21 protein-coding genes are annotated in these 24,676 nt (G+C 53.8%); 5 read left to right on the forward strand and 16 right to left on the reverse strand.

Annotated features, from left to right (window positions below; all coding sequences use genetic code 11):
• Positions 1-467: 467 nt before the first annotated feature.
• A complete protein-coding gene (locus LDK53_RS04710) occupies positions 468-1,991 on the reverse strand; it encodes a cyclic diguanylate phosphodiesterase (protein WP_225284719.1) in 1,524 nt (507 codons plus the stop codon).
• Between the two features lie 289 nt (positions 1,992-2,280).
• On the opposite strand from LDK53_RS04710, the gene ttcA reads away from it, so the two are divergent.
• The gene (ttcA, locus tag LDK53_RS04715; protein ID WP_025759493.1) at positions 2,281-3,216 is read left to right on the forward strand and encodes a tRNA 2-thiocytidine(32) synthetase TtcA; all 936 of its coding nucleotides are present in this window, start codon (positions 2,281-2,283) and stop codon (positions 3,214-3,216) included.
• 42 nt (positions 3,217-3,258) lie between these two features.
• Here the strand turns inward: ttcA and dbpA are convergent, their stop codons facing one another.
• The 4 genes from dbpA to LDK53_RS04730 all read right to left on the reverse strand — a co-directional run bounded on the left by dbpA (position 3,259) and on the right by LDK53_RS04730 (position 7,387).
• Positions 3,259-4,632 carry an ATP-dependent RNA helicase DbpA gene (dbpA, locus tag LDK53_RS04720; protein WP_225284721.1) on the reverse strand — a complete coding sequence of 458 codons (1,374 nt, stop codon included), beginning with the start codon at positions 4,630-4,632 and terminating at the stop codon, positions 3,259-3,261.
• 27 nt (positions 4,633-4,659) lie between these two features.
• Complete coding sequence (locus LDK53_RS22990) at positions 4,660-4,824, reverse strand: hypothetical protein (RefSeq protein ID WP_305955528.1); 165 nt, start codon at positions 4,822-4,824, stop codon at positions 4,660-4,662.
• A gap of 291 nt (positions 4,825-5,115) precedes the next feature.
• Positions 5,116-6,099 carry a zinc transporter ZntB gene (zntB, locus tag LDK53_RS04725; protein WP_225284723.1) on the reverse strand — a complete coding sequence of 328 codons (984 nt, stop codon included), beginning with the start codon at positions 6,097-6,099 and terminating at the stop codon, positions 5,116-5,118.
• A 145-nt stretch (positions 6,100-6,244) separates the two neighbouring features.
• Entirely contained in the window at positions 6,245-7,387 is a 1,143-nt protein-coding gene (locus LDK53_RS04730; RefSeq protein ID WP_225284724.1) for a methyl-accepting chemotaxis protein, read from the reverse strand.
• Positions 7,388-7,844: 457 nt separating this feature from the next.
• Here LDK53_RS04730 and LDK53_RS04735 point away from each other — a divergent pair, with 457 nt between their 5' ends.
• From LDK53_RS04735 to LDK53_RS04750, 4 genes are all read left to right on the forward strand, one after another.
• Positions 7,845-9,974, forward strand: coding sequence for a putative bifunctional diguanylate cyclase/phosphodiesterase (locus tag LDK53_RS04735; protein ID WP_225284725.1), 2,130 nt, complete (start codon positions 7,845-7,847; stop codon positions 9,972-9,974).
• 92 nt (positions 9,975-10,066) lie between these two features.
• The gene (locus tag LDK53_RS04740; protein ID WP_225284726.1) at positions 10,067-11,299 is read left to right on the forward strand and encodes a sensor domain-containing diguanylate cyclase; all 1,233 of its coding nucleotides are present in this window, start codon (positions 10,067-10,069) and stop codon (positions 11,297-11,299) included.
• Positions 11,300-11,373: 74 nt separating this feature from the next.
• Positions 11,374-11,514, forward strand: a complete 141-nt coding sequence (locus tag LDK53_RS04745) for an Ecr family regulatory small membrane protein (RefSeq protein ID WP_032672643.1) — start codon at positions 11,374-11,376, stop codon at positions 11,512-11,514.
• A 217-nt stretch (positions 11,515-11,731) separates the two neighbouring features.
• Positions 11,732-12,298 (forward strand): DJ-1/PfpI family protein, encoded by a 567-nt coding sequence (locus LDK53_RS04750; RefSeq protein ID WP_225284750.1) that lies wholly within the window; start codon positions 11,732-11,734, stop codon positions 12,296-12,298.
• On the opposite strand, the gene LDK53_RS04755 is transcribed toward LDK53_RS04750, so the two are convergent.
• From LDK53_RS04755 to LDK53_RS04805, 11 genes are all read right to left on the reverse strand, one after another.
• Positions 12,276-13,592: a VasL domain-containing protein gene (locus LDK53_RS04755; RefSeq protein WP_225284731.1), complete on the reverse strand. Its 1,317-nt coding sequence runs from the start codon at positions 13,590-13,592 to the stop codon at positions 12,276-12,278. The two genes, LDK53_RS04750 and LDK53_RS04755, sit on opposite strands and share 23 nt — an antisense overlap.
• A 44-nt stretch (positions 13,593-13,636) precedes the next feature.
• Positions 13,637-14,152: a hypothetical protein gene (locus tag LDK53_RS04760; RefSeq protein WP_225284733.1), complete on the reverse strand. Its 516-nt coding sequence runs from the start codon at positions 14,150-14,152 to the stop codon at positions 13,637-13,639.
• Complete coding sequence (gene tssE / locus LDK53_RS04765) at positions 14,133-14,588, reverse strand: type VI secretion system baseplate subunit TssE (RefSeq protein ID WP_225284734.1); 456 nt, start codon at positions 14,586-14,588, stop codon at positions 14,133-14,135. Before tssE ends, LDK53_RS04760 begins: the two co-directional genes overlap by 20 nt.
• Positions 14,588-15,133 carry a type VI secretion system lipoprotein TssJ gene (gene tssJ, locus LDK53_RS04770; protein ID WP_225284735.1) on the reverse strand — a complete coding sequence of 182 codons (546 nt, stop codon included), beginning with the start codon at positions 15,131-15,133 and terminating at the stop codon, positions 14,588-14,590. The genes tssE and tssJ overlap by 1 nt, the downstream gene beginning before the upstream one ends.
• On the reverse strand, positions 15,111-16,196 hold the full coding sequence (gene tssG, locus LDK53_RS04775; protein ID WP_225284736.1) for a type VI secretion system baseplate subunit TssG: 1,086 nt from the start codon (positions 16,194-16,196) through the stop codon (positions 15,111-15,113). Before tssG ends, tssJ begins: the two co-directional genes overlap by 23 nt.
• On the reverse strand, positions 16,160-17,914 hold the full coding sequence (gene tssF, locus LDK53_RS04780) for a type VI secretion system baseplate subunit TssF (protein ID WP_225284737.1): 1,755 nt from the start codon (positions 17,912-17,914) through the stop codon (positions 16,160-16,162). The genes tssG and tssF overlap by 37 nt, the downstream gene beginning before the upstream one ends.
• Before the next feature lie 42 nt (positions 17,915-17,956).
• Positions 17,957-19,555 (reverse strand): type VI secretion system protein TssA, encoded by a 1,599-nt coding sequence (tssA, locus tag LDK53_RS04785; protein ID WP_225284743.1) that lies wholly within the window; start codon positions 19,553-19,555, stop codon positions 17,957-17,959.
• A complete protein-coding gene (locus LDK53_RS04790) occupies positions 19,552-23,004 on the reverse strand; it encodes an ImcF-related family protein (RefSeq protein ID WP_225284744.1) in 3,453 nt (1,150 codons plus the stop codon). Before LDK53_RS04790 ends, tssA begins: the two co-directional genes overlap by 4 nt.
• Complete coding sequence (locus LDK53_RS04795; RefSeq protein WP_225284745.1) at positions 23,001-24,122, reverse strand: hypothetical protein; 1,122 nt, start codon at positions 24,120-24,122, stop codon at positions 23,001-23,003. Before LDK53_RS04795 ends, LDK53_RS04790 begins: the two co-directional genes overlap by 4 nt.
• A gap of 4 nt (positions 24,123-24,126) precedes the next feature.
• A complete protein-coding gene (locus LDK53_RS04800) occupies positions 24,127-24,387 on the reverse strand; it encodes a PAAR domain-containing protein (RefSeq protein ID WP_071994077.1) in 261 nt (86 codons plus the stop codon).
• Between the two features lie 115 nt (positions 24,388-24,502).
• Complete coding sequence (locus LDK53_RS04805) at positions 24,503-24,661, reverse strand: T6SS immunity protein Tli4 family protein (protein WP_225284751.1); 159 nt, start codon at positions 24,659-24,661, stop codon at positions 24,503-24,505.
• Positions 24,662-24,676 lie beyond the last annotated feature (15 nt).

Raw genomic sequence — 24,676 nt, forward strand, 5'->3', positions numbered from 1 at the left:
ACCAGAAGCTGTTAAATGTTTTCGACGACACAGTATACCCAAAAATGAGGAAGTTTAATTCTGTAAAACAGACTGAATGCCTGATGTTGCCTGATTAACATTTAAACAGCATTAATCAGTGAAGCCTCCTTTCATTATAATCGGGAAGTGAACATTTTTTTCTTAAAAAATTATCCTGAATCGTCTCACCCTAAAAAGACATTGCCCGCGCATCCCTTTAACAAGATAAAAACGAATGCACCGATTGTTTAAACAGAGGGAACGGGAATATTGATGAAGATCAATTTAAAAAACAGGCAGTGAATTTTCAGGCGTGTCGCGTAATGCCCAGCGTTTAAAATTACTGTTGCACACAATTAATTTGACCAGATGGTCAAGGAATAACAAAATATCACCGTAGTTAAAAGAATAATGTCTGCATACCTTTAGGGGGGTGATGTCCCCCCATTTTTACGATGTGACAAACCTTATTCCACCATTACCTTTACTTTCGGCTTCGACAACAGGACTTTTACCAGTTCCTTAAACGGCGTGGGTTTGTAGAAGTAAAAACCCTGTAAAAACTTAATGTGATTTCGGGTGAGATAATCAAGTTGCTCTTGTGTTTCAACCCCTTCCGCCACAATACTGATTGACAGTTTTTTTGCCAGCTCCAGTACCGAATCCAGTATCACGGTTGAGTCCTCACTGGCATTCACCCTCGCCACAAAGCTTTGGTCGATTTTGATGTAATCAATGTGCAGATCCTGCAGGTAGGACAAACCTGAATATCCCGTTCCAAAATCATCCAGGGCAATGGCAAACCCTATCTCATGCAGCGCATTCAGGGTCTTCACGAGATGTTCATCAACATGAAGCGGTTCACGCTCGGTCACCTCAACGACAAGGTTAAGATCCTGTCGAACAAAGCTGCGTTTGTAATGCAGACACTCGTCAAAAAAAGTGGAGGAGACGATGTGAGGCGCACTGAAGTTAATACCGACATGAAACCCTTCGGGCAGCAACGTTGAGATTGAATTCATATGCGCGGCAACCTGGCGCATTAAGCTCTGGGTTAAGGGAATGATTAAGCCAGATTTCTCCGCAAGAGGAATAAATGAAGCGGGAGAGATAAACCCTGACTGTGGATGCTTCCATCTGGCCAGTACTTCTACCCCGCGCAACGATCCCTCTTTACCGCTCACCACAGGCTGGTAATAGGGAATGATTTCATCTCTGTCTATGGCGGTGCGCAGCGACTCTGCCGGAGAAACGTCCTTAGAAAGATATCGCTGAAGAACATACGCAGAAAAAGCGGAAATAAGCAGCAGGAATAACAGCACCCCGCCCGCCCGACTGAATAATCTCGTCAGGCTAAAAAATGGCGGAGAGTTAAATTCAATTGAGAAAGGATAATCAGATGCTTTTACCGCTAAAATCTCGTTATTTGACGGCGCTGCTGTCGCCACATCCCCTGACAAACCTAAAAGACGATTGCCGACGCGTAATGAATATTTCACACCATTTAATGGCATGTCCAGGGCATCCCGAATATGGCTGTCGCTGATGCTCACCATCACACGGCTTCCGGCATGGTGTGTTTGATAGACGAGAACAGGCAGGCCGTTGACGGTACTGCCCGAAGGAACCAGTAGCAACGTTGTTTCGGGTAGCGCGGAGCTGTTGACCAGCAGAACACGGTTTCCTGGCAGCGAGGAGCACCAGACCGCATCCTTTTTCAAAATCATAATCGTTCTGAGATGGGGCTGTAACGCTGCCTCAGTCCCTAGCCGGTACTGCCCTTCCACATCACACTCATTGTCGGCAAGCTGCATCGCCATCTGGCTGGCATGATGCGCCTCTTTAAGAATGACATTTACATTCCTGACGACATAATTGGCCCCGGCAAGGCTGTCAGCGCGTGCAGAATACCAGACCTGTAAATTGATAATAAAAACGCCCAGGATAAAAATTGTCGTGGCTGCAGCTAAGGGAATAGGTGCACGGCGCATTGTAAGTTCTCGATTATGGGTATGTTGTTCCTTCAGCGATCCTGAAGTGTTTGAATTGTCATCGTCTTAAGCATGGTTGATAACGTCATAATTACCATGCCTGACAGCAGAAATTTTCTTTTAAACCAGAATCTTTGCGCTGCTTTCGCTGGTCACAAAAGAGGACTACGCTTATCAGTCCAAACGCCGGATTCACCGCCGCTGTAAAACATGCTGGTATTCGTCGCCGGAATCCGTACCATACGCGGCAGACAAATATTGCCCCTGCTGGCTCCGAAGGTAGTACTCAATGCAACAGAATCAAGAAATTAACAAAAAAGAACAATACAACCTGAATAAATTGCAAAAGCGACTGCGCCGTAACGTCGGCGAAGCCATTGCAGACTTCAACATGATTGAAGAAGGCGACCGCATCATGGTTTGCCTGTCAGGCGGTAAAGACAGCTACACCATGCTGGAGATCCTGCGTAACCTTCAGCAAAGTGCCCCGGTGAATTTCTCCCTGGTGGCGGTCAACCTTGACCAGAAACAACCGGGCTTCCCGGAGCATATTCTGCCGGAATATCTCGAGAACCTGGGCGTTGAGTACAAAATCGTCGAAGAAAATACCTACGGTATTGTGAAAGAGAAAATCCCGGAAGGAAAAACCACCTGCTCGCTTTGCTCTCGTCTGCGCCGTGGCATTCTGTATCGTACCGCGACGGAACTGGGTGCGACCAAAATTGCGCTGGGCCACCACCGCGACGATATTCTGCAAACGCTGTTCCTCAATATGTTCTACGGCGGCAAGATGAAAGGTATGCCCCCTAAACTGATGAGCGATGACGGCAAACACATAGTGATCCGCCCGCTTGCCTACTGCCGCGAAAAAGACATTGAACGTTTTTCTCAGGCTAAAGGGTTCCCGATTATTCCATGTAACCTCTGCGGCTCTCAGCCGAACCTGCAGCGTCAGGTCATTGGCGACATGCTGCGCGACTGGGATAAGCGTTATCCGGGGCGGCTCGAAACCATGTTCAGCGCGATGCAGAACGTCGTGCCTTCGCATCTCGCGGATGTTGAACTGTTCGACTTCAAAGGCATCAACCACGAATCTGACGTGGTGAACGGCGGTGACCTGGCGTTTGACCGGGAAGATATCCCGATGCAGCCAGCTGGCTGGCAGCCAGAAGACGATGACAACGCGTTTGAAGAGCTGCGTCTGAACGTGCTTGAAGTGAAGTAAGCGATTAGCGTCTCAGAAATACCTTCTGAGACGCTTCATTCTTTATTTCAGCAAACGTACGCGACAGGTTTTACCTTTAATTTTCCCGTTTTGCAGCTGCTTCCAGGCTTTATGGGCAACGCCCTGGCGAACCGCCACATAGACATGCGCCGGGTGAACCGCAATCTTACCGATATCCGCCCCGTCCAGCCCCACCTCTCCGGTCAATGCACCTAATACATCTCCCGGGCGCATTTTGGCTTTTTTACCACCATCGATACACAGCGTCGTCATTTCGGCTTCCAGCGGCACCAGGCTGACGCCGGCAGGGGCATTCATCCAGTTCAGTTTAATCTGCAGCATCTCAGAGAGAATGTTGGCGCGCTGCGCCTCTTCCGGCGCGCAGAAGCTGATGGCCAGACCGCTGTTCCCGGCGCGTGCGGTACGACCGATACGGTGGACATGGACTTCCGGATCCCACGCCAGTTCATAGTTCACGACCAGCTCAAGGGATTTGATATCCAGACCGCGCGCAGCGACATCGGTCGCGACCAGCACGCGGGCGCTGCCGTTGGCGAAACGGACCAGCGTCTGATCGCGATCGCGCTGTTCCAGATCGCCATGCAGCGACAATGCGCTCTGTCCGGCAGCATTCAGGGCATCACAGACCGACTGGCAATCTTTTTTGGTGTTACAGAACACCACACAAGAGGCTGGCTGATGCTGGCTCAGCAATTTCTGCAGAAGCGGGATTTTCCCCTGCTGCGAGGTTTCAAAGAACTGCTGCTCTATGGCGGGCAGCGCATCTACGCTGTCGATTTCAATGGTCAGGGGATTTTTCTGCACGCGCCCGTTGATGGCGGCGATGGCTTCCGGCCAGGTTGCAGAGAACAACAGCGTCTGACGCTCGGCCGGTGCGAAACGGATCACCTCGTCAATCGCATCGCTGAAGCCCATATCCAGCATCCGATCTGCCTCATCCATGACCAGCGTGTGTAACGCATCCAGCGAAACGGTGCCTTTTTGCAGGTGATCCAGCAGGCGACCTGGCGTCGCGACGATAATGTGCGGCGCATGCTGAAGTGAATCACGCTGCGCGCCGAACGGCTGTCCGCCACAGAGGGTTAAAATTTTGGTGTTTGGCAGGAATCGCGCCAGGCGACGCAGCTCGCCAGCGACCTGATCGGCCAGTTCACGGGTCGGGCACAGCACCAGCGACTGGGTCTGAAAAAGCGCCGCATCGATATGCTGCAACAGGCCAAGACCAAATGCCGCGGTTTTCCCACTGCCCGTTTTCGCCTGTACGCGCACGTCGCGGCCCTCAAGAATGGCGGGCAACGCGGCCGCCTGAACAGGCGTCATCGTGAGGTATCCCAACTCGTTAAGGTTATCGAGTTGGGCGGCGGGCAGAATATTCAGGGTAGAAAAAGCGGTCACAATTGTCTCTCGTGGTGATCTTTGCGGTCAGATGGCGCGTATCCTCGCAGATCTCGCGGTCCGATGCGACAATTTAATCGGTTCTTCATCGGGCGGCGGGTCGGGCATCGGCTGAGGACGCGGGATGGGATCGGGCATTGGCACCGGATCGGTCGGGGTGGGATCGGACTGACGTGATTGTTGCAATAGCAGAGCGTTGAGGATGCTCATCATTCCCTCCAGAATTGACTGTCATCCCTTTTAGGGTAGACGCTGAGATTAAGGAGGCAAAAAAAAGCCGACTATGAAGTCGGCGTCGTACGAATCAATTGTGCTATGCAGTAATTCAAAAAAGGAAGTAAGACAATATGGAGCGCAACGCCCATCGCTTGACGTTGCATTCACCTGCGGGAGTAATAGTGCACCTTACGGGGTAAACGTTTATTGACTTCGCTCAATTAAAAGAGCGTTTTGACCCCGTCGAAAGGAGAAAAAAGCGTAAATTTACAGCCATTTACTACGATGCAACCACCATGCAACACCACCAATCAAAACAACTAACATGACGCAAAACGCGGTAAAGCCATAGCGATACGCACCACCCGGAATGCCGCCCAGGTTGACGCCAAACAGCCCGGTAAGAAACGTGCTGGGTAAAAATACCATTGCCATCAGGGACATCGTATAGGTTCTTCTCGCCAGCGACTCCTGCATCACCTGCGCAATTTCGTCCGCCATCACCGCCGTTCTGGCAATACAGGAATCAATTTCATCCAGTCCGCGGCCCAGTCTGTCGGCGATATCCTGCATTCTGCGACGGTGATCGTCATTCATCCAGGCAAGCCTTTCACTGGCCAGACGCGCATACACGTCCCGCTGGGGCGTCATATAGCGGCGCATCACGATCAGCTGCTTACGCAGCAGGGCCAGAAAACCACGCGGCGGGATCTGCTGATCGAGCAGGTTATCTTCCAGGTCGATGATTTTGTCGTGGAGTTCCTCGATAAACTCACTTGCGTGATCGGTCAGCGCATCACACACGTCTACCAGCCAGCTGCCGCAGTCGACGGGCCCGGTGCCCTCTTTCAGATCGTTCACGATGTCATCCAGCGCCAGCACTTTACGCTGGCGGGTGGAGACAATCAGCCCGTCGTCCATATAGACACGCATCGCAACCAGCTGATCCGGACGTTCATCCGTGCTGCCGTTAATGCATCGCAGGGTAATTAGCGTACCGTCACCCATGCGGCTCACGCGGGGCCGCAGGCTTTCCCCCGCCAGCGCATCGCGCACATTGTTAGGCAAAAGCGGCGTTGAGGCCAGCCAGTCAGCACTGTCCGGGTGGGTGTAGTTCAAATGTAACCAGCAGGGATGCGCATCATCGATCACATCATTGTCTTCCAGGGGTCGGGCACCGCCGCGACCATCCAGCACCCACGCAAATACTGCGTCAGGAACGTTAAGTTCAGATCCTTTAATGCTTTCCACAGCGCCTCCACCATTTAACTCTTTCGGTGTCAGTCTAGCTTTCATGAAGGGTTAAGCAACAAAAATGCGTTGTGCAATGTATTGATATCGTGGCGGAGTGTCGGCCGGGTAAGCACGAGTCACCCGGCAAGAAAGGCAGGTGTTGTCAGAGAGAGTGCTCTGGCCGCTGAAGGAAGGCGGGTGAGCCGGACGATAAGGAGGAAGGTGTGCCCTGGTCAAGCCGGAAATTACGCGTGCGGGTCTGCAGTTCAATCACCTGGTTACGCAGCACATCAGAGGAGCCGTTAAGTTCCTCCGCCATTGCCACGTTACTTTGCGTGACCCGCTCCAGCTCTGACAACGCCAGCGTAATCTGAGATATCCCTTTCTCCTGCTCTGAGGTCGAGGCGGAAATTTCGTCCATCAACCGGCTGACATTCCCTGACCCCGCCACGATCTCCTGCATATTCTTCTCCGCCTCCGATACAACGGTGGCACCCTGGCTGACGTTACTGCTGGTGACTTCAATCAGCGCTTTGATATTCTTCGCGGCCTCTGCACTGCGGTGCGCCAGGTTTCTGACCTCTTCTGCGACGACAGAAAATCCCTTTCCATGATCTCCCGCCCTCGCCGCCTCAACGGCCGCGTTGAGTGCCAGAATATTCGTCTGGAAGGCAATGCCGTCGATCAGCGAGATAATCTCTGTCATCTGCTGAGCGCATTCGGTGATGGACTCCATGTTGGTGGCGACCTGCCCCATCAGCTCCCCGCCCTTGCGCGCCTGTCGCGTCGCCATGTTGGCCTGCTCGCTCGCCAGGCGGGTGTTATCGGCATTGTTTTTGGTACTTGCCGCCATTTGCTCCATGCTGGCTGCGGTTTGCACCAGAGACGCCGACTGCTGCTCGGTTTTCACCGAAAGCTGCGCGCTACGTGACGAGAGTTGATCCGATAAGGTCATGGCGGTTTGCGATGACGCCCTGATCTCGCGCACCAGCGTAGCGATGTTGCCCGAAAGGCTATTAATGCCGGGAATGAGTCGACCCGCGCAGTTGTTGCCAAACTCGGGAATAGACACCCCCAGATTGCCCGCTGTCACCTCTTCAATACTTTTCTTCACCGTATTGATCGGCGTCACAAGATACTTCGTCATATAGACCCAGAGCAAAAATAGCGCAACGAAGTTGATTACGTTAAGGGAAATAAAGAGAGAGGGATTGCTGGAAAATAGAACAACGACACCTGCAGTTATCAAAAAAAGAGATAAAAGGAACCCGATGATAAAGGTCCTGACGCTCATATTTTTTAGCATGATGATACCCACAATTTATATTTTGGTCGGCATCTCGTTTTATAGCATTCCCTCAACTGTTTTTCATGGCAATCGTCACTGGTTTTTCTTTTCGCCGTTAGCAACCTGAGATTTTGCTTAAGTCAGACAAAAAACGTGTATTAGTGAAAATGTTCTGCGCGGCATGCTGCAATACTGGTCTCCGGCCACGTTAAGCGATACCATCGCCTGCCGTGAGACGAGACAATCGCCCTCATATTTAAGGCGCTTTGCTACTATTATTCATTTATGTTTAGCAATGCTTAACAGGTTAATGAAAGAAATATATTTTATATTCTTAACGCGCTTCAGGGTATTAATATGACTGGTCATTTTTCACGATAAATAACTAACCTTGTTTGAATGCGCATGTTCGTTGCCAGATAAAGATGGACCCGGCAGGCGAAATTGGTGACCCTCTCAGGTGTGGGATTGCATAATGCTCAATATATCGTGGGACCCTGTGTTAATCGCTATTTCTTATCTGGTCTCTTTCATCGCCTCTTTTGTGGCGCTGGACAGCGCCGGGAAAATCCCCCTTTCCAGCCGAAAGGCGGCCATGTTCTGGCGCATGGCCGGAGGGTGCTCGCTGGGCATCGGGATTTGGTCGATGCACTTCATTGGCATGCTGTCGATGCAAATGCCAATGATGATGAGCTACGACCTCTGGTTAACCCTTGCCTCTCTCGGCGTCGCGGTGGTGGCATCGACCACGGCCATTAATATTGCCGTTACCGGCAAAAAACTCTCTCCTGTTCGACTGATCCTTGCCACGACGATCCTGAGCGCGGGCGTGGTATCCATGCACTACATCGGTATGGCGGCCTTGATGCTCAATGACAGTATCCTCTGGGACTGGCGCCTTGTGGCATTGTCCGTCGTAATTGCCGTCGTCGCCTCCGGGGCGGCACTGTGGCTGGCATTCCGCCTGCGTGATAAACACAAAGGGGTCTTTATCGATCGCCTTCTCGCGGCCCTGGTCATGGGTGCCGCAATCAGTGCGATGCACTATACCGGCATGAGTGCCGCCCATTTTCAGGAAATGGCGCACACTGTGCCCGGCGGGATCGGCGAACTGGGGTTGTCCATCTGGGTTTCGGTTACCACGCTTTGCCTGCTCGGGGTGATGTTAATCATTTCGCTTATCGATTCTCACTGGCGTACCAACCGGCTGACGGATAATCTGCGGCAGCTCAATCGCCAGCTTGAGCTACAGGCGCGCTTCGATGCGCTCACCGGGCTGGCTAACCGTCAACAGATGGATATCCGCATGCAGGATTGTCTGCGCAGTGCGTTGCTGAGTAACCGGCAATTTGCCGTGATTTTCCTCAACGTCGATCACTTCAAGCGGGTTAATGATACCTGGGGACACAACGTCGGGGATGAGTTACTGATCACTGTTGCGCAGCGCATTACGGCCCGGCTCACCCGGGAGATGACCCTGGCCAGGTTGGGTGGGGATGCCTTTATCCTGCTGGTACCGGAATGTGACGACGACAAACTCAACGCCCTGCTCAACGCCTTGCTTGGGGATATGCGACGTCCGCTTTCGCTCTGTGGACATACGCTGAGCACGACAATCAGCGCGGGCGTCAGCCGCTACCCTCAGGATGGCGAAACGCTGCATGAGCTAAAGCTCAAGGCCGATGCTGCCTTACACCATGTTAAAGAAGAGGGCCGCAATGACTGGGCCATTTACAGAACCGAGATGTCAACCGCAGTCCCGGCAAAACCCGGTTTTCTGCAGGAGCTGTCTCAGGCGCTGGAGCGTGACCAGTTTGAACTGTGGTACCAGCCCACCTGGCATGCGGAAGATAAAACGATACATGGTTTTGAAGCCCTTCTTCGCTGGCGGCATCCTGAGCAGGGTGTGTTACTGCCTAATCTGTTTATCCCCACGCTGGAACAAACCGGCTTAATCATTCCGGTGGGTAACTGGGCCATTGAAGCGGCGTGTCGGCAGCTTCATTTCTGGACGGAACAAGGTTTCAGCCAGTGGACGCTGTCGCTCAACTTATCCCCCGTCCAGTTCGAACAGCAGGACATTTTCCCTGTCGTGTCGTCGATGCTGGAAAAATACAACCTGTCGCCGTCCAGGTTAATTCTTGAGGTGACAGAAAGCACCGCGCTCAAAAATCTCGACCGCAGCATCGAGTTACTGGAAGCGTTTAATCGTGCGGGGATCACCGTCTCGATCGATGATTTTGGTACCGGCTATTCCAACCTGCTGATGCTGAGCGTACTCCCGGCAAAAGAACTGAAGATTGACAGAAGCTTTGTCACGTCGATGCTGGAAAATGAAAAAAGCTACAAGCTGGTCGAAACCATTATGAGTATTGCCCGCACCATGGAGATGAATGTGGTGGCAGAAGGGATAGAAACGGAAGCACAGCAGGCGGAGCTCACCCGTCTTGGCTGCGACTATCTGCAGGGATACCTTTTCTCTCGCCCGTTACCTGCCGAACAGGTCCCGTGGCTGCTGTTACAGAAAAACTCAGACAAACAAATTATCCCCATTAATAAAACGCAGACCGACAGCGCCTATATTTCACAAAAAAATCATGCCTGACGGGGTTAAGTAGAGTATGTTTCAAATGAGTACACGCGAGTTAATTCGGTCATGATGGTCAGGCACAGTGTGCCGATGAGCAGGAAACGCCTATGTCGCAACCTTGTTTTGATGCGCTGAATGTTATTAAAACTCCCGTGTGGCTCATTTCACCCGTGTCGGAACAGATTATTTTTGCCAATGTGGCCGCTCTGCAGGTCATGAGTGATAAAACTCTCGATGCGCTGCGTAAAGGCACCTATTCCGCAACGGCGCAAAGCCTCCTGTCGATGTATGTCTCTGAACTGAAAACAGAGCAGGAGATCGTCGAAATCTGGACAATAAGCCGGGATGGGCAGGATACACCGTTAAGTTGTCGTCTCTCACTGGCCCGTTACGCCCCCTGGGGAGATGTGATTGTTTTCGAGGGGTTCGCCCCGCAACTCCTCACAGGATTGAAGGCCAGCCGCTCGGCAACCTACCGGCGGAAAAAACAGGGGTTTTACGCCCGTTTTTTCCAGACCAACAGCGCACCGATGCTGTTAATCGATCCTGCGCGTGACGGCCAGATCGTCGATGCTAACCTGGCCGCGCTGAATTTTTATGGTTATTCGCATGATGATATGTGCAGTAAGCATACCTGGGAGATAAATACCCTGGGGCGAGATGTGATACCCATTATGACGGCGATCGCCGCGCTGCCCGGTGGCCATAAACCGCTTAACTTTGTTCACCGTCTTGCCGACGGTACTACCCGTCATGTTCAGACGTATGCCGGCCCCATTGAGATCTACGGTGACAAGCTGATGTTGTGCATTATCCACGATATCACCGAGCAAAAAAGGCTGGAGCAGGAGCTGGAACATGCTGCGTTACGTGACTCCATGACGGGATTACTCAACCGGCGCCAGTTCTACGCGATTACCGATCAAAGCGACCTGAATCATCTTCCCGCGCAGCAGCAGTTTAGCCTGCTGCTGGTGGATACCGATCATTTTAAGAACATCAACGATCTGTTCGGTCATCTGAAGGGCGATGAGGTGCTTATCGCTCTCTCCCGAACGCTGGAATCCTGCAGCCGAAATGAGGATTTGGTCTTTCGTTGGGGTGGAGAAGAGTTCGTCCTTCTGCTCCCGCGTACCTCTCTCGATACTGCGCTGCAGATTGCCGAGTCGATCCGTGCGGCCGTTGCCCGTATAACGCTTCCAGGGTTGCCCCGCTTTACCGTCAGCATTGGCGTGGCGCGACACAATCAGGGGGAGAGTATTGATGAGCTGTTTAAGCGTGTCGACGATGCGCTGTATCGCGCTAAAAATGACGGACGTAATAAAGTCCTTGCGGCATGAAACTGGAGTATCCGACAAAGCCCCGCTACAATGCCTGCCTCGGATAAAATAATTTCAGGTGGGTAGAATCTGCAATGGGAAAAACAGAAATAATACTCACCATAATTATTTTACTCCTTATTATATTTGGCTTCTGGTTTATCTTTAGCGGTGAAATCTGGTATTTCGTCGCGTTTCTGGAAAATACCCTTTACCCGACCTTCGATGCCCCATAACGCATGTTTAATCTCTTGTTTCACCTACCGAATTTGTCAGGTACCTGCATGCCGGACTGCCGCGTAAGATACGCGTCGTTATCCTCCAACAACGTTGATAACGAATCACTTATTCACTTGCTTATGTTGCCCGTTCTCTGACGGGCTTTTTTATTTCCGGCAATTCAGCCACGCCAGGCTATATCTTAATCATCTTTGTTGATAAAGGTGAGGAATGATGAGCAAGAAAATCCTGATGCTGTTGGGTGATTACGCTGAAGATTACGAAACCATGGTGCCTTTTCAGGCGTTACAGATGGTGGGCCACCAGGTCGATGCGGTCTGCCCCGACAAACCGAAGGGCGACTACATTATAACGGCGATCCATGATTTTGACGGTGCGCAGACCTACAGCGAAAAACCCGGCCACCGTTTTACCCTTAACGCCGACTTTTCCAGCGTCAAAGAGCAGGATTATGACGCCCTGCTGATCCCCGGCGGCAGAGCGCCCGAATATCTGCGCTTAAATGAGGACGTGTTAAAGCTGGTTCAGGCATTTGATGCCGCACGTAAACCGATTGCCGCGGTATGTCACGGCCCGCAACTGCTCGCTGCCGCTGGCATACTGAAGGGACGGACCTGCAGCGCCTACCCGGCCTGTGCGCCTGAGGTCCGTCTCAGCGGCGGACATTACGCCAGTATCGGCATCGATCAGGCCCATGTTGACGGCAACCTGGTGACCGCCCCCGCCTGGCCTGCGCATCCGCAGTGGCTGGCGAAGTTTACTGCGCTGTTAGAAGGATAAAGCTCAAAGAATCCAGATGTCGTGAAGCTTCCTCAATACTGACTCCGGGGGTGTTACCCTCCCCCGGTGCGCTAACCAGCAGCCGCAGTTGCTCTTCTGCCGGTACTGCACTGGCAAACGAACGGGTGATCTGCCAGACCATCGTCTTCAGCTCGCTTCCCGTCAGGTATTTTCCCTTCTGGTGATCCAGCGCATCCAGCTTTGCCGACAGCGCCTGAAGTTGCGTCATTCCCTCATTCCAGCCCTGGAGCTTGCTGGCAGGCAGCGTCCGGGCCATCTGATACTGCTCCCAGCGTTTTACCAGCTCACGGGTTGCCGGGTCGTCCGGCCACAGGGTTTTTGCCTGCGTCACCAGTCCCTGGGCATAGCGAAGCCGCCATCCCGGCGACTGGTTCATGACCCCGTTGACCTGATTCGTTATTCGCTCAAGCCAGATGGCAGATTCTGTCCGGCTGTAATCCGTCTTTCTGAAGGCATCGATTTGCGGGGCAGTCATGGGTTCTGGCAGCGGGGCTACGGAGGCGGCCAGGGTATATGTGGCTTCATCCGGCTGATGCAGGACCTGCCACCCAAAAGCCGTTGCTGCGCCCAGCACCAGCGAGGTTGCCATGCCAGCCACAAAGACGAGCCACCGTTTTGCTTTAACTGTTGGCATCTCTGCCACCCGCACCCTGACCCCGGGCTCCTTATGGATGACATAGACCAGCTGGCTGGCAGGTCGCACCGCTTCCTCAGGCAAAGCAGTGCCCCGGGAGGTCTCCTCATGCAGAGCACCGTTTTCCAGGCGACTTAAAGCACTGCGTATTTGCTGCAGCAGGGATGCCGGGTTACAGACGTGTCTGAGTTCCTGACGCTTCAGAATGTCGTCCAGCGCCTGCAGTTGCTTTTCAGCCAGCTCAAGGGCTGTGAAATCAGCAGGCTGCAGTGACCAGGTGCGAAAAAGTTTCTGCAGGCGCTGAAAAAGTCCATTGAGAATTTCAGCCCGGGCTGGCACCGGCTGTGGCCAGAACTGAGCCCACTGGTAGCTCAGCATCGCTGTCAGGATGGCCAGCCCTTCGTTAAGCCCCCTGACCTGCGCCAGTTGGCTGCGGGCAAGGGTATACCAGGCACCGGTCTGCAGCTCAACGCCATTGATTTCAAACAGGGAAAGCGACAGTTTTTCCACCTGCATCCAGTCGACGTCCGGACGTGCCGGGTGTGTCAGTTTGCTCATCTCATCGCGCAGCGCCGTAAACTGAGGCAGTGAACGCGGATCGCCGCCGGTTCTCACCGGGCGGGGTTGTTCGTCATGCATGTTTCATTTTCCGGGAAAAATCGAGCCAGAGTCAGGCTCAGGGTTTACTCAGGAAGCAAAGGGGCAATCATCGTAAAGAATGCCTCTTCATCAAACCGGGCAGGATCGCCGCCCTGCACGCCAGCCGGACACCAGGTCCAGTCATTCTGTCTGCCGCTGCGCATAAACAAACGGTACAGGGGCCGGATAGCGTCCGGCGCATGCAGACAGGCCTCAATACAGCCGGTTACGCCCGGCCCGTACAGGAAAATGGGGGTAAACCGGATACTTCGCTTTCCGTAGTGCAGGGTGATACCCGGCACCGAAAACGCGCTCCCGCCGATGAGAAATTCAACCAGCACAGTGGCAGTGGCTTCCGTGCGGATTTCTGTTCCGGCAAGCCACGTGTCCATTGACGCCTGGAGCTGGCTGATTCGCAGGCGGAACGCCGCAATATCCGCTTCCGCCTTCGTGTCAAAGGCTTCACAGCGGGGATGCTGGTCCTGCAGTTTTCTTAAAAATCGTGCTTTTGCCGACATGGTTTTACTGTCCGTCAGAAGATTAGAGGCGGGTCCGGGCATCAAGATACTGCTGCTGTTTGAGGTGACGGATCAGCACACGGCCTTCGGGCATAAACGCCGTGCCATAACGCACCAGACCAATCCCCCTGAGTTCAGCATCAATCGCATAACGCAGCTCACCCGGAATAGCCTGCTCAAGCAGAACCACATCAATTTTCTTAAGCCGAGGTTCGTACTTAAGCAATACCGCCGATAGCGTGCCCATTAGTTCATGCGCGGTACCCGGCATGCCCTGCAGAATTTTGGTCATGTCCGGCAGACCGTAGTCCGGCAGGTGCGCCAGCGTGCCGGCGCGGCAGTTGAGCACACGCTGCACATTATCGAGCACCGATAAAATCACCTGGTTCTGCTCACTGACCTGGTGGAGGCTCAGGCCGCCGGAGAAATTACCACACAGCATTTCGTAGAGTGAGGGTGTGTTGTGTCCTTGTGGCATCAGTCATCCTTCATCGGCTGTAATGTCAGGTGGTTATTCCCGGCTTCCAGAATACGGGGTTTATCCGGATCGAGATCTTCACGTTCGAGAACCTGCTTCCAGGTGTTGTTGACCATATCCGGGTGGCGGAACAGACCGACCACCGCAACATACTGCGCGCCGGCTTCCATTGGCATATCAAGATTCACGTCCCCGCCCGGCTTCACTACAACATCACGGCTTGCCAGCAAATCCGCTTTCAGAATAGTGTCGGCGTCTTTGAGCAACTGCGGGTAGACCGTTTTGTCGAACGCTTTGCGATCTTTTAACTGGTAAACACGGACCATTACGGGTTCAGACAACGAGTTGCTCTCACGGGAGTCCGTGTTGAGCGCTTCACGCGCGGTAAAATCCAGATGCAGCTCTTTAATTTGTTTGTAAAAAATGGCGTTGAAGGCTGATTTGGTGCCATCAGTGACGCCCTGCGTCACCCCACAACCCGCCAGGCTGAACGCCAGTAATGCAGGTAGCCAGCATGCGGTTTTACTCAAATTTGTACGTAACACGTCGGTTTCCTTGTTGTGGTGTTGCGGGCTGCAGCCCCGTGTAATAGCCCAGTTCCGTCGTAAATGTCTGCGGAATATCGTCCGGAAGATGGTCCTCTTCCGCGCCCAGCACACCGTTCATCCCCAGCCAGAACGGGCCTTCGCCGAGCGGTGGAGCGGCCAGCAGGCGGGTCCGGGTGGTCAGGGTGATCTTTGCCTTAAAGCGCCAGCCGAGATAAACGCGCAGCATCACCAGAAAATCCTGATACAACAGACCATCCGGTTTCCAGCCCTGCGCTTCCTGTTCGTTATCCGTCGTGAGCGCAACCAGCAGCTGGCTGCCCGTATCCATCGCCTCGTCACCCAGAGGCGTATTGCCGTCCAGAAGAAAATCGTCATCACCGTAAAAACCCAGTGGCTGGCTGACCTCTACCGGTCGAAGGCAGTACGGGCTGACCTTCACGGTGGTTTCCGGGGCCAGCAGGGTCACCAGCGCCTGCATCCCCTCCTGGGTTTTTCCGGGCTGCTGCAGCACACCCAGCAGCGCCAGAAAGCGGGATACCGGTGTGGCAATGTGGTTCGCGGTGCCCGGTATGCCCAGCCCCACCAGCCCCAGCAGCGACTGCGAAATGGTGTCTGTTCCTCCCGGCTCAAACGTGGCCGGATAGGAATATTTCCGCCAGATGCGGTAAAACTGCGTCAGGATGCGGTGGCTAAAAATATTCAGAAAGCCCTGCAGTGCGTCGTGCCCTTCACGGCGCTGAGTAATGTCATCGATATAAGCTGTAGGTAGCGGTGAGTCGACCCCGTACAACCCCATAAAGGTTGTGCGGATGCGCGGAGGCCTGCTTTCATCATCCTCATCATATTCGACGGCTTTCAACTCACTGGCCGGAAAACCCATCCCTGGATGCGGTACAAAGCGTACCGGGTCATCCGCCGGATGGCTGGTCGAACCCATCAGCGGCCGGTCCGGATGCCGTTTTTCCAGCAGTTGACAGAAACGATAAAAGTTAATGCGGTGAAGGCTGGCTTCCAGCCGCGGGGTCAGCCGGGAATACGGCGATTGTGCTTCTCTTCCCATTCCAGGCGCTCTCCGGTCGGTTGCAGAAAAATGATCAGGCGGTTAAACAGATAGATGTCGGTGTAGAGTGCGAAGAAGCGGCTCAGCAGCTCGCCGAACAGACAGATATCGCCGCGCCCGGCAAACCCGTGACTATCCAGCGTCACTTCAATCTGCACGCCACGAACAAGGTAGCCCTGTTCGAAGCGCTCGGTTTCACTGTGCTTCACGTCAATGATGGCTTCCAGGCGGCGGCGGTTCATCTCGCTGTCGGTCCATTCATACAGCGCCAGGGTACCGCGCAGCACGTCTGCGTTGTCCATCATTGACAGGAACCCGCTGCCGAGATGACTCAGCACACGCCAGTGAAAGCGATCCTGCGCCGGGGGATAACATGGCAGCGTCGGCGCGCAGAGGTTACGCACGGCGATACTGACTGAGGTGGTTTTCATCACCGTATCGAGCACGGTGCTCTGCAGCGCACGCCGTGGTAGCTGGCCGTTGGTGCCGGTAAGTGTCAGGGAGAGGCTCTCGTCTTCTGGTAGCGAGTGGTTATCAAAAGCTTCGCCGCCAAGGATAAGCCAGGTATTGTGCAGACCTGACGGACCGCGGCGCACGCGGGTGTGGTAGTAATATTCCGGCGCTTCATGACGCATCATTCCGCCTTTGTGGCGAAAACTTGAGAACGGCACATAAGTGTGCTGGTTCGAGGATATCACCGAATCGACGGTATAAATCTCGGTATGGCCATCCTGCACGCGCATCGGGCGCAGCATGTACTCAGTCTGCAGGGAGTCGAGCGTCAGCGGGTCAGATTCCAGCGGGAACAGGTTAATTACCGGCACACAGTTCATGCGCAGATGCTTTTCGGTAAAGCGGAAGTCATGTTCCCAGCGTTTCGCCAGCACCACATCAATTTCAAACCAGGGTAACTCAGCCGGAAAAGTGACAGTTTCCAGCCCGCGCAGGCCGGTGAACATGAATTTCTCGCGGAAAGTGAAATACTCCAGCAGCAACTGGTAACCGCTGAAACTGCTGTCACCCTTCGGCCACAGCCTGTCATCATCACCAAACCCCAGTGCGGTGAAATACCCGTCCAGTGGTCTTCTGTCTGTGTCACCCGGCATGCGCAACCACAGACGGGCCGTGTTCATGGTAAAAGCTTCATGCATGGCGCAGGCCAGCGGTGCGTCCGCATTGAAGTAAAACGGGATCTGGCTGAGATCGACACGGCTCCAGTCGGCAAGGAGGCTGCAGTTAAAACGCAGGCTAATGACAGAACGTCCGTCCGGGTCAGTCGACAGACGGGCCTGCTCCAGCGCCAGCGGCTGCAGGGTTATCTCTCTGGTGGTGGTGTAGCGACAGCGTGTCCCTTTCTCACCGATGGGTCGTGAGTTCACCTCGAAGCCTTTGACAATACGCATCGGTTCTTTCATTTCGCGCCAGTCAGGCGTGAACTCCACCACCGACATCGACGGAATGGTGCGCAGGTAATGCGGCCATAGCAGACTGACCAGCCCTTCAGTCAGCTCCGGCAGATCGTCATCGAGCTTCGCCCGCAACCGCCCCATCAGGAAGGCAAAGCCCTCAAACAGGCGCTCCACATACGGGTCGCGCGCGCCCGCTTTATCAAGATTGAGCATTGCCGCCTGCTCGGGGTGCGCACGGGCAAACTCTTCGCCGGCTTCCAGCAGGTAGCGCATTTCAGCGTCGTAATAACGCAGGGTTAAGTCGTCCATAAAAACCTGAATAATTGTGTTTTAAAAGCTCGCCATGTGTTATTAGCCACAAAGCACCGCACTGCCTGCCGGATCGAGCGCAATCAGGCCAGCCAGAAGCTGGTCCATCTCCGGCTGAAGTCTGGATTTATCGGTTTCACTGCGGGTGGCTTTCATGCGCAGCAGTCTGAGACGGCGCGATTTGACCTCAAATAATAGCCCCGGCGTCCACTGCCCGAGGGTGATGGACTGTGCTGTGCCATCAAGCTCACCAAGAAGGTGCAGCGCCAGTTCATTTTTACCCTTCTGCTCGGCCACGCGGGCCATCAGCAGGCGCAGCAACCATTTGTCTTTTGTGGAATCGGCCCCCGGACGCATCTGCAGCCAGTGGAGTGTGGCATCCATACCGTCAGTGTCCGCTTTCTCGAGCGCTTCCGGCTCAAGGGCCAGAATATCGTTTCCCGTTTCACTCATGGCATTGATTGGCTCATCCCGCCAGCCGGACATATCGTCCAGCACGCTCTGGTTTATCCAGTTCAGCGTCACCTCATCGGCAAACGGCGTCCCGTCATTAAAGGCCAGTGTTTCAAGCCCGGTGAGGCGGCTCAGCAGCCCTTTCAGATCGGCGCTGATGATGTCGGCCAGCACGCCCTGCCCTGACTTCACCAGGGCCTGATGGATATACCACTGCAAATCCAGCCAGAGGTGGTTGGCGCCACGCGAGAACGTGCTGTCCGCCTGGTCCAGTATCTCCAGCCAGCTCTGCTGCAGGTAAAGACGTTTGAGCATGGCCCGTTCGTCAGCCCGCGGCGGTGCGATGCGCGTTTTCCCTTCAGCATCCGGCGCGGGGATCGTTCTCAGCGTGTCATGACGCAGGCTTTTCATCAGCCGGTGTGCAGCAAGCCAGCCATCGGGCTGTTCACGCAGATACTCCGTCAGGGTTCGGGCCTGAGCCAGTAAATCCTGACCGGATGTAATGCGACTCAGCACCGGCGCATCAGGCCCGGTGGTGTGTGAGGCCTGTGACTGCGCTCTGTGACCGGCGTTCTGCGGTACCACGGCATCAACGCCACCGGCTTTCATCAGGCGGGATACCAGCGCGCTGTACAGGGCATTCATATCCGGACGTGACGCTTCCGGCTCTGCCTCCAGGCTGTCGCAAATCAGCAGCAGCGCTCCGGCCGTGCGCCGTGCATCCTCGCGCACCACCTCCGGCCAGAGTGACAGGCTGTCAAGCACACGGGAGCCTGCGAGCCACTCCAGCGCCGGTTTACGGCTCCGCTCGCGCTGTGGATGAAGCTGAGCGCCATAGCGCTGCAGCAATCCCGCCAGCAGTTCAAGCCCTTCGGCAAAGCCGGTTTCGCCGTCCTGGTGCAGACGTGCCCAGCAGTAACAGGTGGCAATCCGGATATCTTTGGCGGTGGTGGTCAGCAGTTTTTCGGCAAGCGTGCAAATCAGCCCGGTGTCGATGCCGGAAAGTTTATTGACCTCCTCCCGGATACGCTGAAAATCATCGTCATATCCCGGATCTTCTCCGGCCGGACAGATGTCATTTACCTGAGCAAGCCAGGGCAGCCAGTTTTCCGTCCATCCCTGCGCCTGTTGCCGCAGCTGAGTTTCGTCTGCCTGACAGGCGTCAACCAGATCCTGTAACGTGCTCATTCTTCACTCCCGTCCATGTCACTGTTTTCGTCACTGGTCATCAGCGCCTGAGCGGTGGCCGCACTGTCAACGCTGAATATCTGATCCGGCAGCATGAAGCCGCGCAGCGCCAGTAACGCCAGCGGACCGCTGCCCAGCTGTGAGCGCAGCACCCACTGCAGGGTGCGGCCATCAGGCGCAGTGAAATTCATCATCCACTGGCTGCGATCGAGCTGCGCACACTTGCCCTGATCCAGCCAGCGAATAAAGCCCCAGGTCCCGCTGTAATCCCCGAACAGACGTGCACCGGCGTTGACCGTGGTCCAGGTCAGCATGGTTCCCGGTCTGTAAGTCTCTCCCGGCCAGCGGAAGCTCTGCCAGTCGGCCATCTGGTTGAAGTAGTGCAGCTGTTGTCCATCAATGGTCAGTTGCGTCTCCACCACCTGCGGTACAGGACGCGCCTGCAGCTCAAAAGTGATGCCCTGGCTGCCATCGGTAAACAGAATGTCCGACAGCTGGCTCAGCTGGTTAATGGCCCGCAGGAAGGCCGGGTTAAAACTCAGCCCCTGGCTGTTGACCTTATCCGGCACCCACTGGCTGCCCTCTTTGTGCAGCACACCGCTGAGTTCCGTCGTCAGGAAGCGCTCAATGCGCCCGCTGTCCTTACGCACAAATTCAGCCAGCATCGGCAGAGAGACATCGCTTTTACTCTCAGCAAACGGGAAACGCCCGTGAAAGGCGGTGCGCCAGTTCGCCACCACGGAGCGGCTCCATTTGTCATTCAGGCTGGCCGCTGACGGCTGAAGCACGGTCTCCCAGGCCTGGGTCAGGGGCTGCACAAACATCGTGCTGCCAAACCCGCTCCACTCCTCGCCAAGGCTTGCCGAAATCAGGCTGCCGTACTGCTGGGTATCGGTGAGATCAACACTTTTGCCCTGGAACACGATCTGGGCCAGGGTCTGCATCATCTCCTGCGGATCAGAGGCGCTGGCCACCTGTTGCAGGCGCAGGCGCACGCGGGTGATACGGGTCAGATACGTCTGCAGGCTCAGTGAATTGTCCGCCGACATGACGTTGCTGCCGTTGTTTTTGCCCAGTAACTGAAGCAGCGGACCGAAGGTGTCATCCAGCGGCCCCTGCGGTCCTGACGCAGACTGGTCAATCACGGGTTTGCCCTGTCCGCCGACCAGGTCTTTAGCCGATTTAATGATGGAATCCGATAGCGCTTCGCGTTGCTGACCGGTCTGTCCCTGCCAGGCGAGGGTGTTCATCAGGGCAATCAGTGGCGACTGCCGGACGTCACTCATCAGCGTCAGCTGGTCGGTAACATCCGCAATGTTGTCTGCCGGGTTAAGCTGCAGGCTGTTGAGAAAATTCAGCCAGCTGCCGGCAAAATCGGTGAAGTAACGTTGCGTCAGACGGGCTTTCAGGGCTTCCGGTGACAGGTCCGCCGATACGGCTTTACGGGAATCGCTCAGCACCCAGTCGATTTCATCCCGGCGAGAATTCGCGGCCTTTTCGATAGCCTGCTGAATCCCCCCTTCCCATGCCTGGCGGGTAAACATACCCGGTACCACTTCATCAGTGGTAAACAAACGGCGGGCATCAGTACCGCTGGTCATGTCTTCCAGAGACACATCGGCAAAGTTACGACGCACGGATTTGAGCATGTTCTCGTACAGCGTGCTTTCAGCGTTACGCCGACCTATCTGCTGCAACAGAACCTGGCGGCTCTGGCTGACCAACTGGGCATCCGGTGTGATTTTCCACTGTGGCTGCTTAGGCAACTCGGTGATAAAGAAGGCCCACAAATCCGGCGCCAGGCTTTGCCATAGACCGGCTGAGATGCCCATCTGCGTCGGCTGCACGGTTTTCATGGTCTGTGCGTAAAACGCACCGTCGGCTTTATCCGGCCGGGCCATCATCAGCCAGGCTTTCAGCTGGTCATAGCCCGGTTTCGCCAGCTGCGCCCGCTGGTCGCTATTGGGGGCTGTGTTTGCCAGCGCGCTAAGTTTTTGCACCAGGGCGGCATTTGCCGGGTCACGTATCAGGCGGTTGTTCGCCACACCATACCAGGGCAGCATTGCGTCGAGCAGTTGCTGGTTATGGTCAAGCCCGAAGCGCTGATACCATGGCGTGCTCTCCTCAGCATTATGCAGCAGGCGACCAGCGTCGTTTCGCAGGTTATGGAGTGCCGTCAGCTGGTAGTCCGATACGGAAGGGTGTTCTACCAGGGCGCGGGCTTGCTGCGCAACTGAGACTATCTGTGACTGGTTAACCGCAAACGACAGCAGCGTTCCCGCCCCCCAGACGCCAGTCATTGTCATGAGCGTCCAGGCAAGCGTCCTTTCCCACGCCATACCGACACGGCGGCCACGCACACGGGTGCAGTCGTCAACGATACCCTGCCATGTCACCGGCAGGGTCAGGGCATGGCGTTGTGATTCCGGGATATACTTCTCCGTTCCGGCAGTTTCCTCTGACGTCTCCGCGGGTTGATTCCCCGACAGGCTGAACATTAGCCCCCGCAGCGGAACGCGCTGCTGAGAAACTGAGAGCCATGGCAGCAGTTGCTGAGCGTGGCGGGCGATACCGCCGTCTTTGAGGTGCTGACCCAGACGCAGCAGGAAGTCGTGGCTGTTATTCTCAGCGACCTGCCTCATCCCCTGCGCCCGCAGGGCCGGCAGCATCCGTTCCAGCTGACGGATAATATCGTCTTCTTTTGCGCGTGGTGGAAAGCTTGTGCCTACCGCCTGCTCAGGACGTGTGGCCTGCGACCATTTGCTGTCGCAGAGCTGCCACAGCCAGACCGGCGCGGAATAACAGAGAAGTTCGCTGATTTTTTCCAGCCCGCGTAAATCGTTGTCGCTGATTTGTGGCGTCAGGTTAAGCGACGGCGGTATGACGCGGACAATCGCGTCCAGCGGGCGTCCGCGGCGCAGTTTACGCAGCGCGGTATACTTTTCCTGGTCCGGTTCAGCTGTCAGGCTCCCGCCGTAAATCAGAACGGTACGGTTGCCTTCAAGCCACTGCTGCTGTTGCAGGCCGGGAACCAGTTGCTCTATCGCGGCTTCGTCGCCGGTTATCAACAACAGGCGGGCTTTGCGGCGCCAAAGGAGACCGTAACGAAGATTAAGATGCTGTTTTAAATCAGTATAATCTCTGATGGTTGTGATCACATCAGGAATTGTTTTAGTTTCAGGTTCCGAGGAAGCCGGTGGTAAATAAATGAGTTGTTTTTTTCTTTGCTTCCACCGCCAATAAAAAGGAGAGCAAATAGTGCCTAAAAATAAAAAACCAAATACACCTCCCCACACCGACCAAATTTGACGATATGTCACTCCATATTTAAGCAAGGCATCTTGATTAATAAACACTAAAAATGCAGTTATACCAGCAAGACCAATGATTAAAACAAGATACCCCCAAAATCCATAACGTGCCGACTGTAATTGCTTTTCCTGGGTCATAAGTAAAGTTTCCGAGTAATCAAACAAAGCAGTCTGGACTGAGGTGATGCCTGAATAATTAATAATTGATTAGCTTCAGTTTTTTGAGCCGCGTCAACCAACAATGCGAGTGAAACAGGGAATGCCATTTCACCAGGAGGACCAAAAGAAAAATCAATTAAATGAAATGGACGTTTCGTTGGGAGTATCCATTGATATCGATCGGCATACTGCATCAATTTTGAAGTAATTTCAGCAGGAAGACCAGAAAGCCAGACATGACGTAAATCACGCTTATCAATTCGATTGTATTCAAAAAGCATTTCTAAATCTTTTTCAGGATTATCATTTTCCACAGGCATAACACGGCCTAATCCGGCAAGTACCGGTATAGCATGTCGACTGGAAAAAATGGAGGATGATATAAGCTGGGCAGAGACCATCTCGCTGGATTGCTTCGGTATACCAGGCAGCCAGCATTGGAAGCTAAGGACTAATATCAAACCATCAAAATTAACGTTGTCGTGGAATTTCCCAATACACTCAACGGAATAATTCACTTCAGGAAGTAGATCCCATTGTGAAAGAATAATCTGACTTACGTTCTTTTTGTCCCAACGAGAGGGTTGTAATACATAAATAGTATGCAAATATTTACGATAACCAGGATACTGTTGTTCTAACTGTTTGTCGATCATATCAGACAAAACACGAAGGGAGTCCCAGGAATGTGACAACGGCCTGATTTTATCCGGATATGCCGGAATATCAGACAAAGGCCCAAGAAAACTCGCGACCCCTTTTTCCTCAGGAGTAAGAATAACATTACCAACCACTGACAACTGCTGTCGGCTCCAGTGCTGCCATAAAGCCTTAGTTCTATCAGTTTCCTCTTTCCAGGCAGAAAGAGCGCTCCTTGACTGCTCATAACGGTTTAACGCTGCGCCAAAAATACATAACCATATGAAAAATGCTGGGAGCAGCAGGAAAAACACTACTTTCTTATATGCCTCAGTCCCCCACAAGGAAAAACCTAAAACAGAAAAAAATATTAACATAGAAATAAGAACAATCCCCCATCGCTTGTATGACAAGCTGGCAATTGTACTTTTTTCGGGTACTTTGGGGATAGGCCACATAATATTAAGACTCAATAGTATTTTCGATGTGAGAACTAATGACCCTGCACCCACAGGCACAAACGCAGTTATTAACAACAACGTTTAACCCATTTTCTGATGCTCCTGGATCGCCTTCTTTTATCGGATTGACCCCGTGTGTCGGGCAAGAGACTAAATCACCGACCAGGGCAACCTGAATACCATTGATAAACATCGTCGACGACGCGGTAATAACCTTTCCACCATGGGTGGTATCATCACCCAGGCAAACAATTCCAGACATATTATCCTCTTTTTTTAATATTTGATTTACTTCAATATGATGGCTTGCGACCAAGACAGCATTCCACTTACTATTATCGATATGCTTTTAATTTCCGCTGTGCGAAAATATATCCTCAAAACGCGCCGGGGCGCACACGTACGCTACGACTGATCGTGTCCCAAAAGGCGATAATTTCCTCCTTGCTGTAGGAAGTTGGCGGCATGCGTTGATTATCAAGGGTTAGTATAAAACCCGGAGTCTTATAACTGGCCGTCATTTCATTAATATACATTTCAAAATTATATCG

The sequence above is a fragment of the Enterobacter sp. K16B genome (assembly GCF_020216105.1).
GTDB classification, from domain to species: domain Bacteria; phylum Pseudomonadota; class Gammaproteobacteria; order Enterobacterales; family Enterobacteriaceae; genus Enterobacter; species Enterobacter sichuanensis.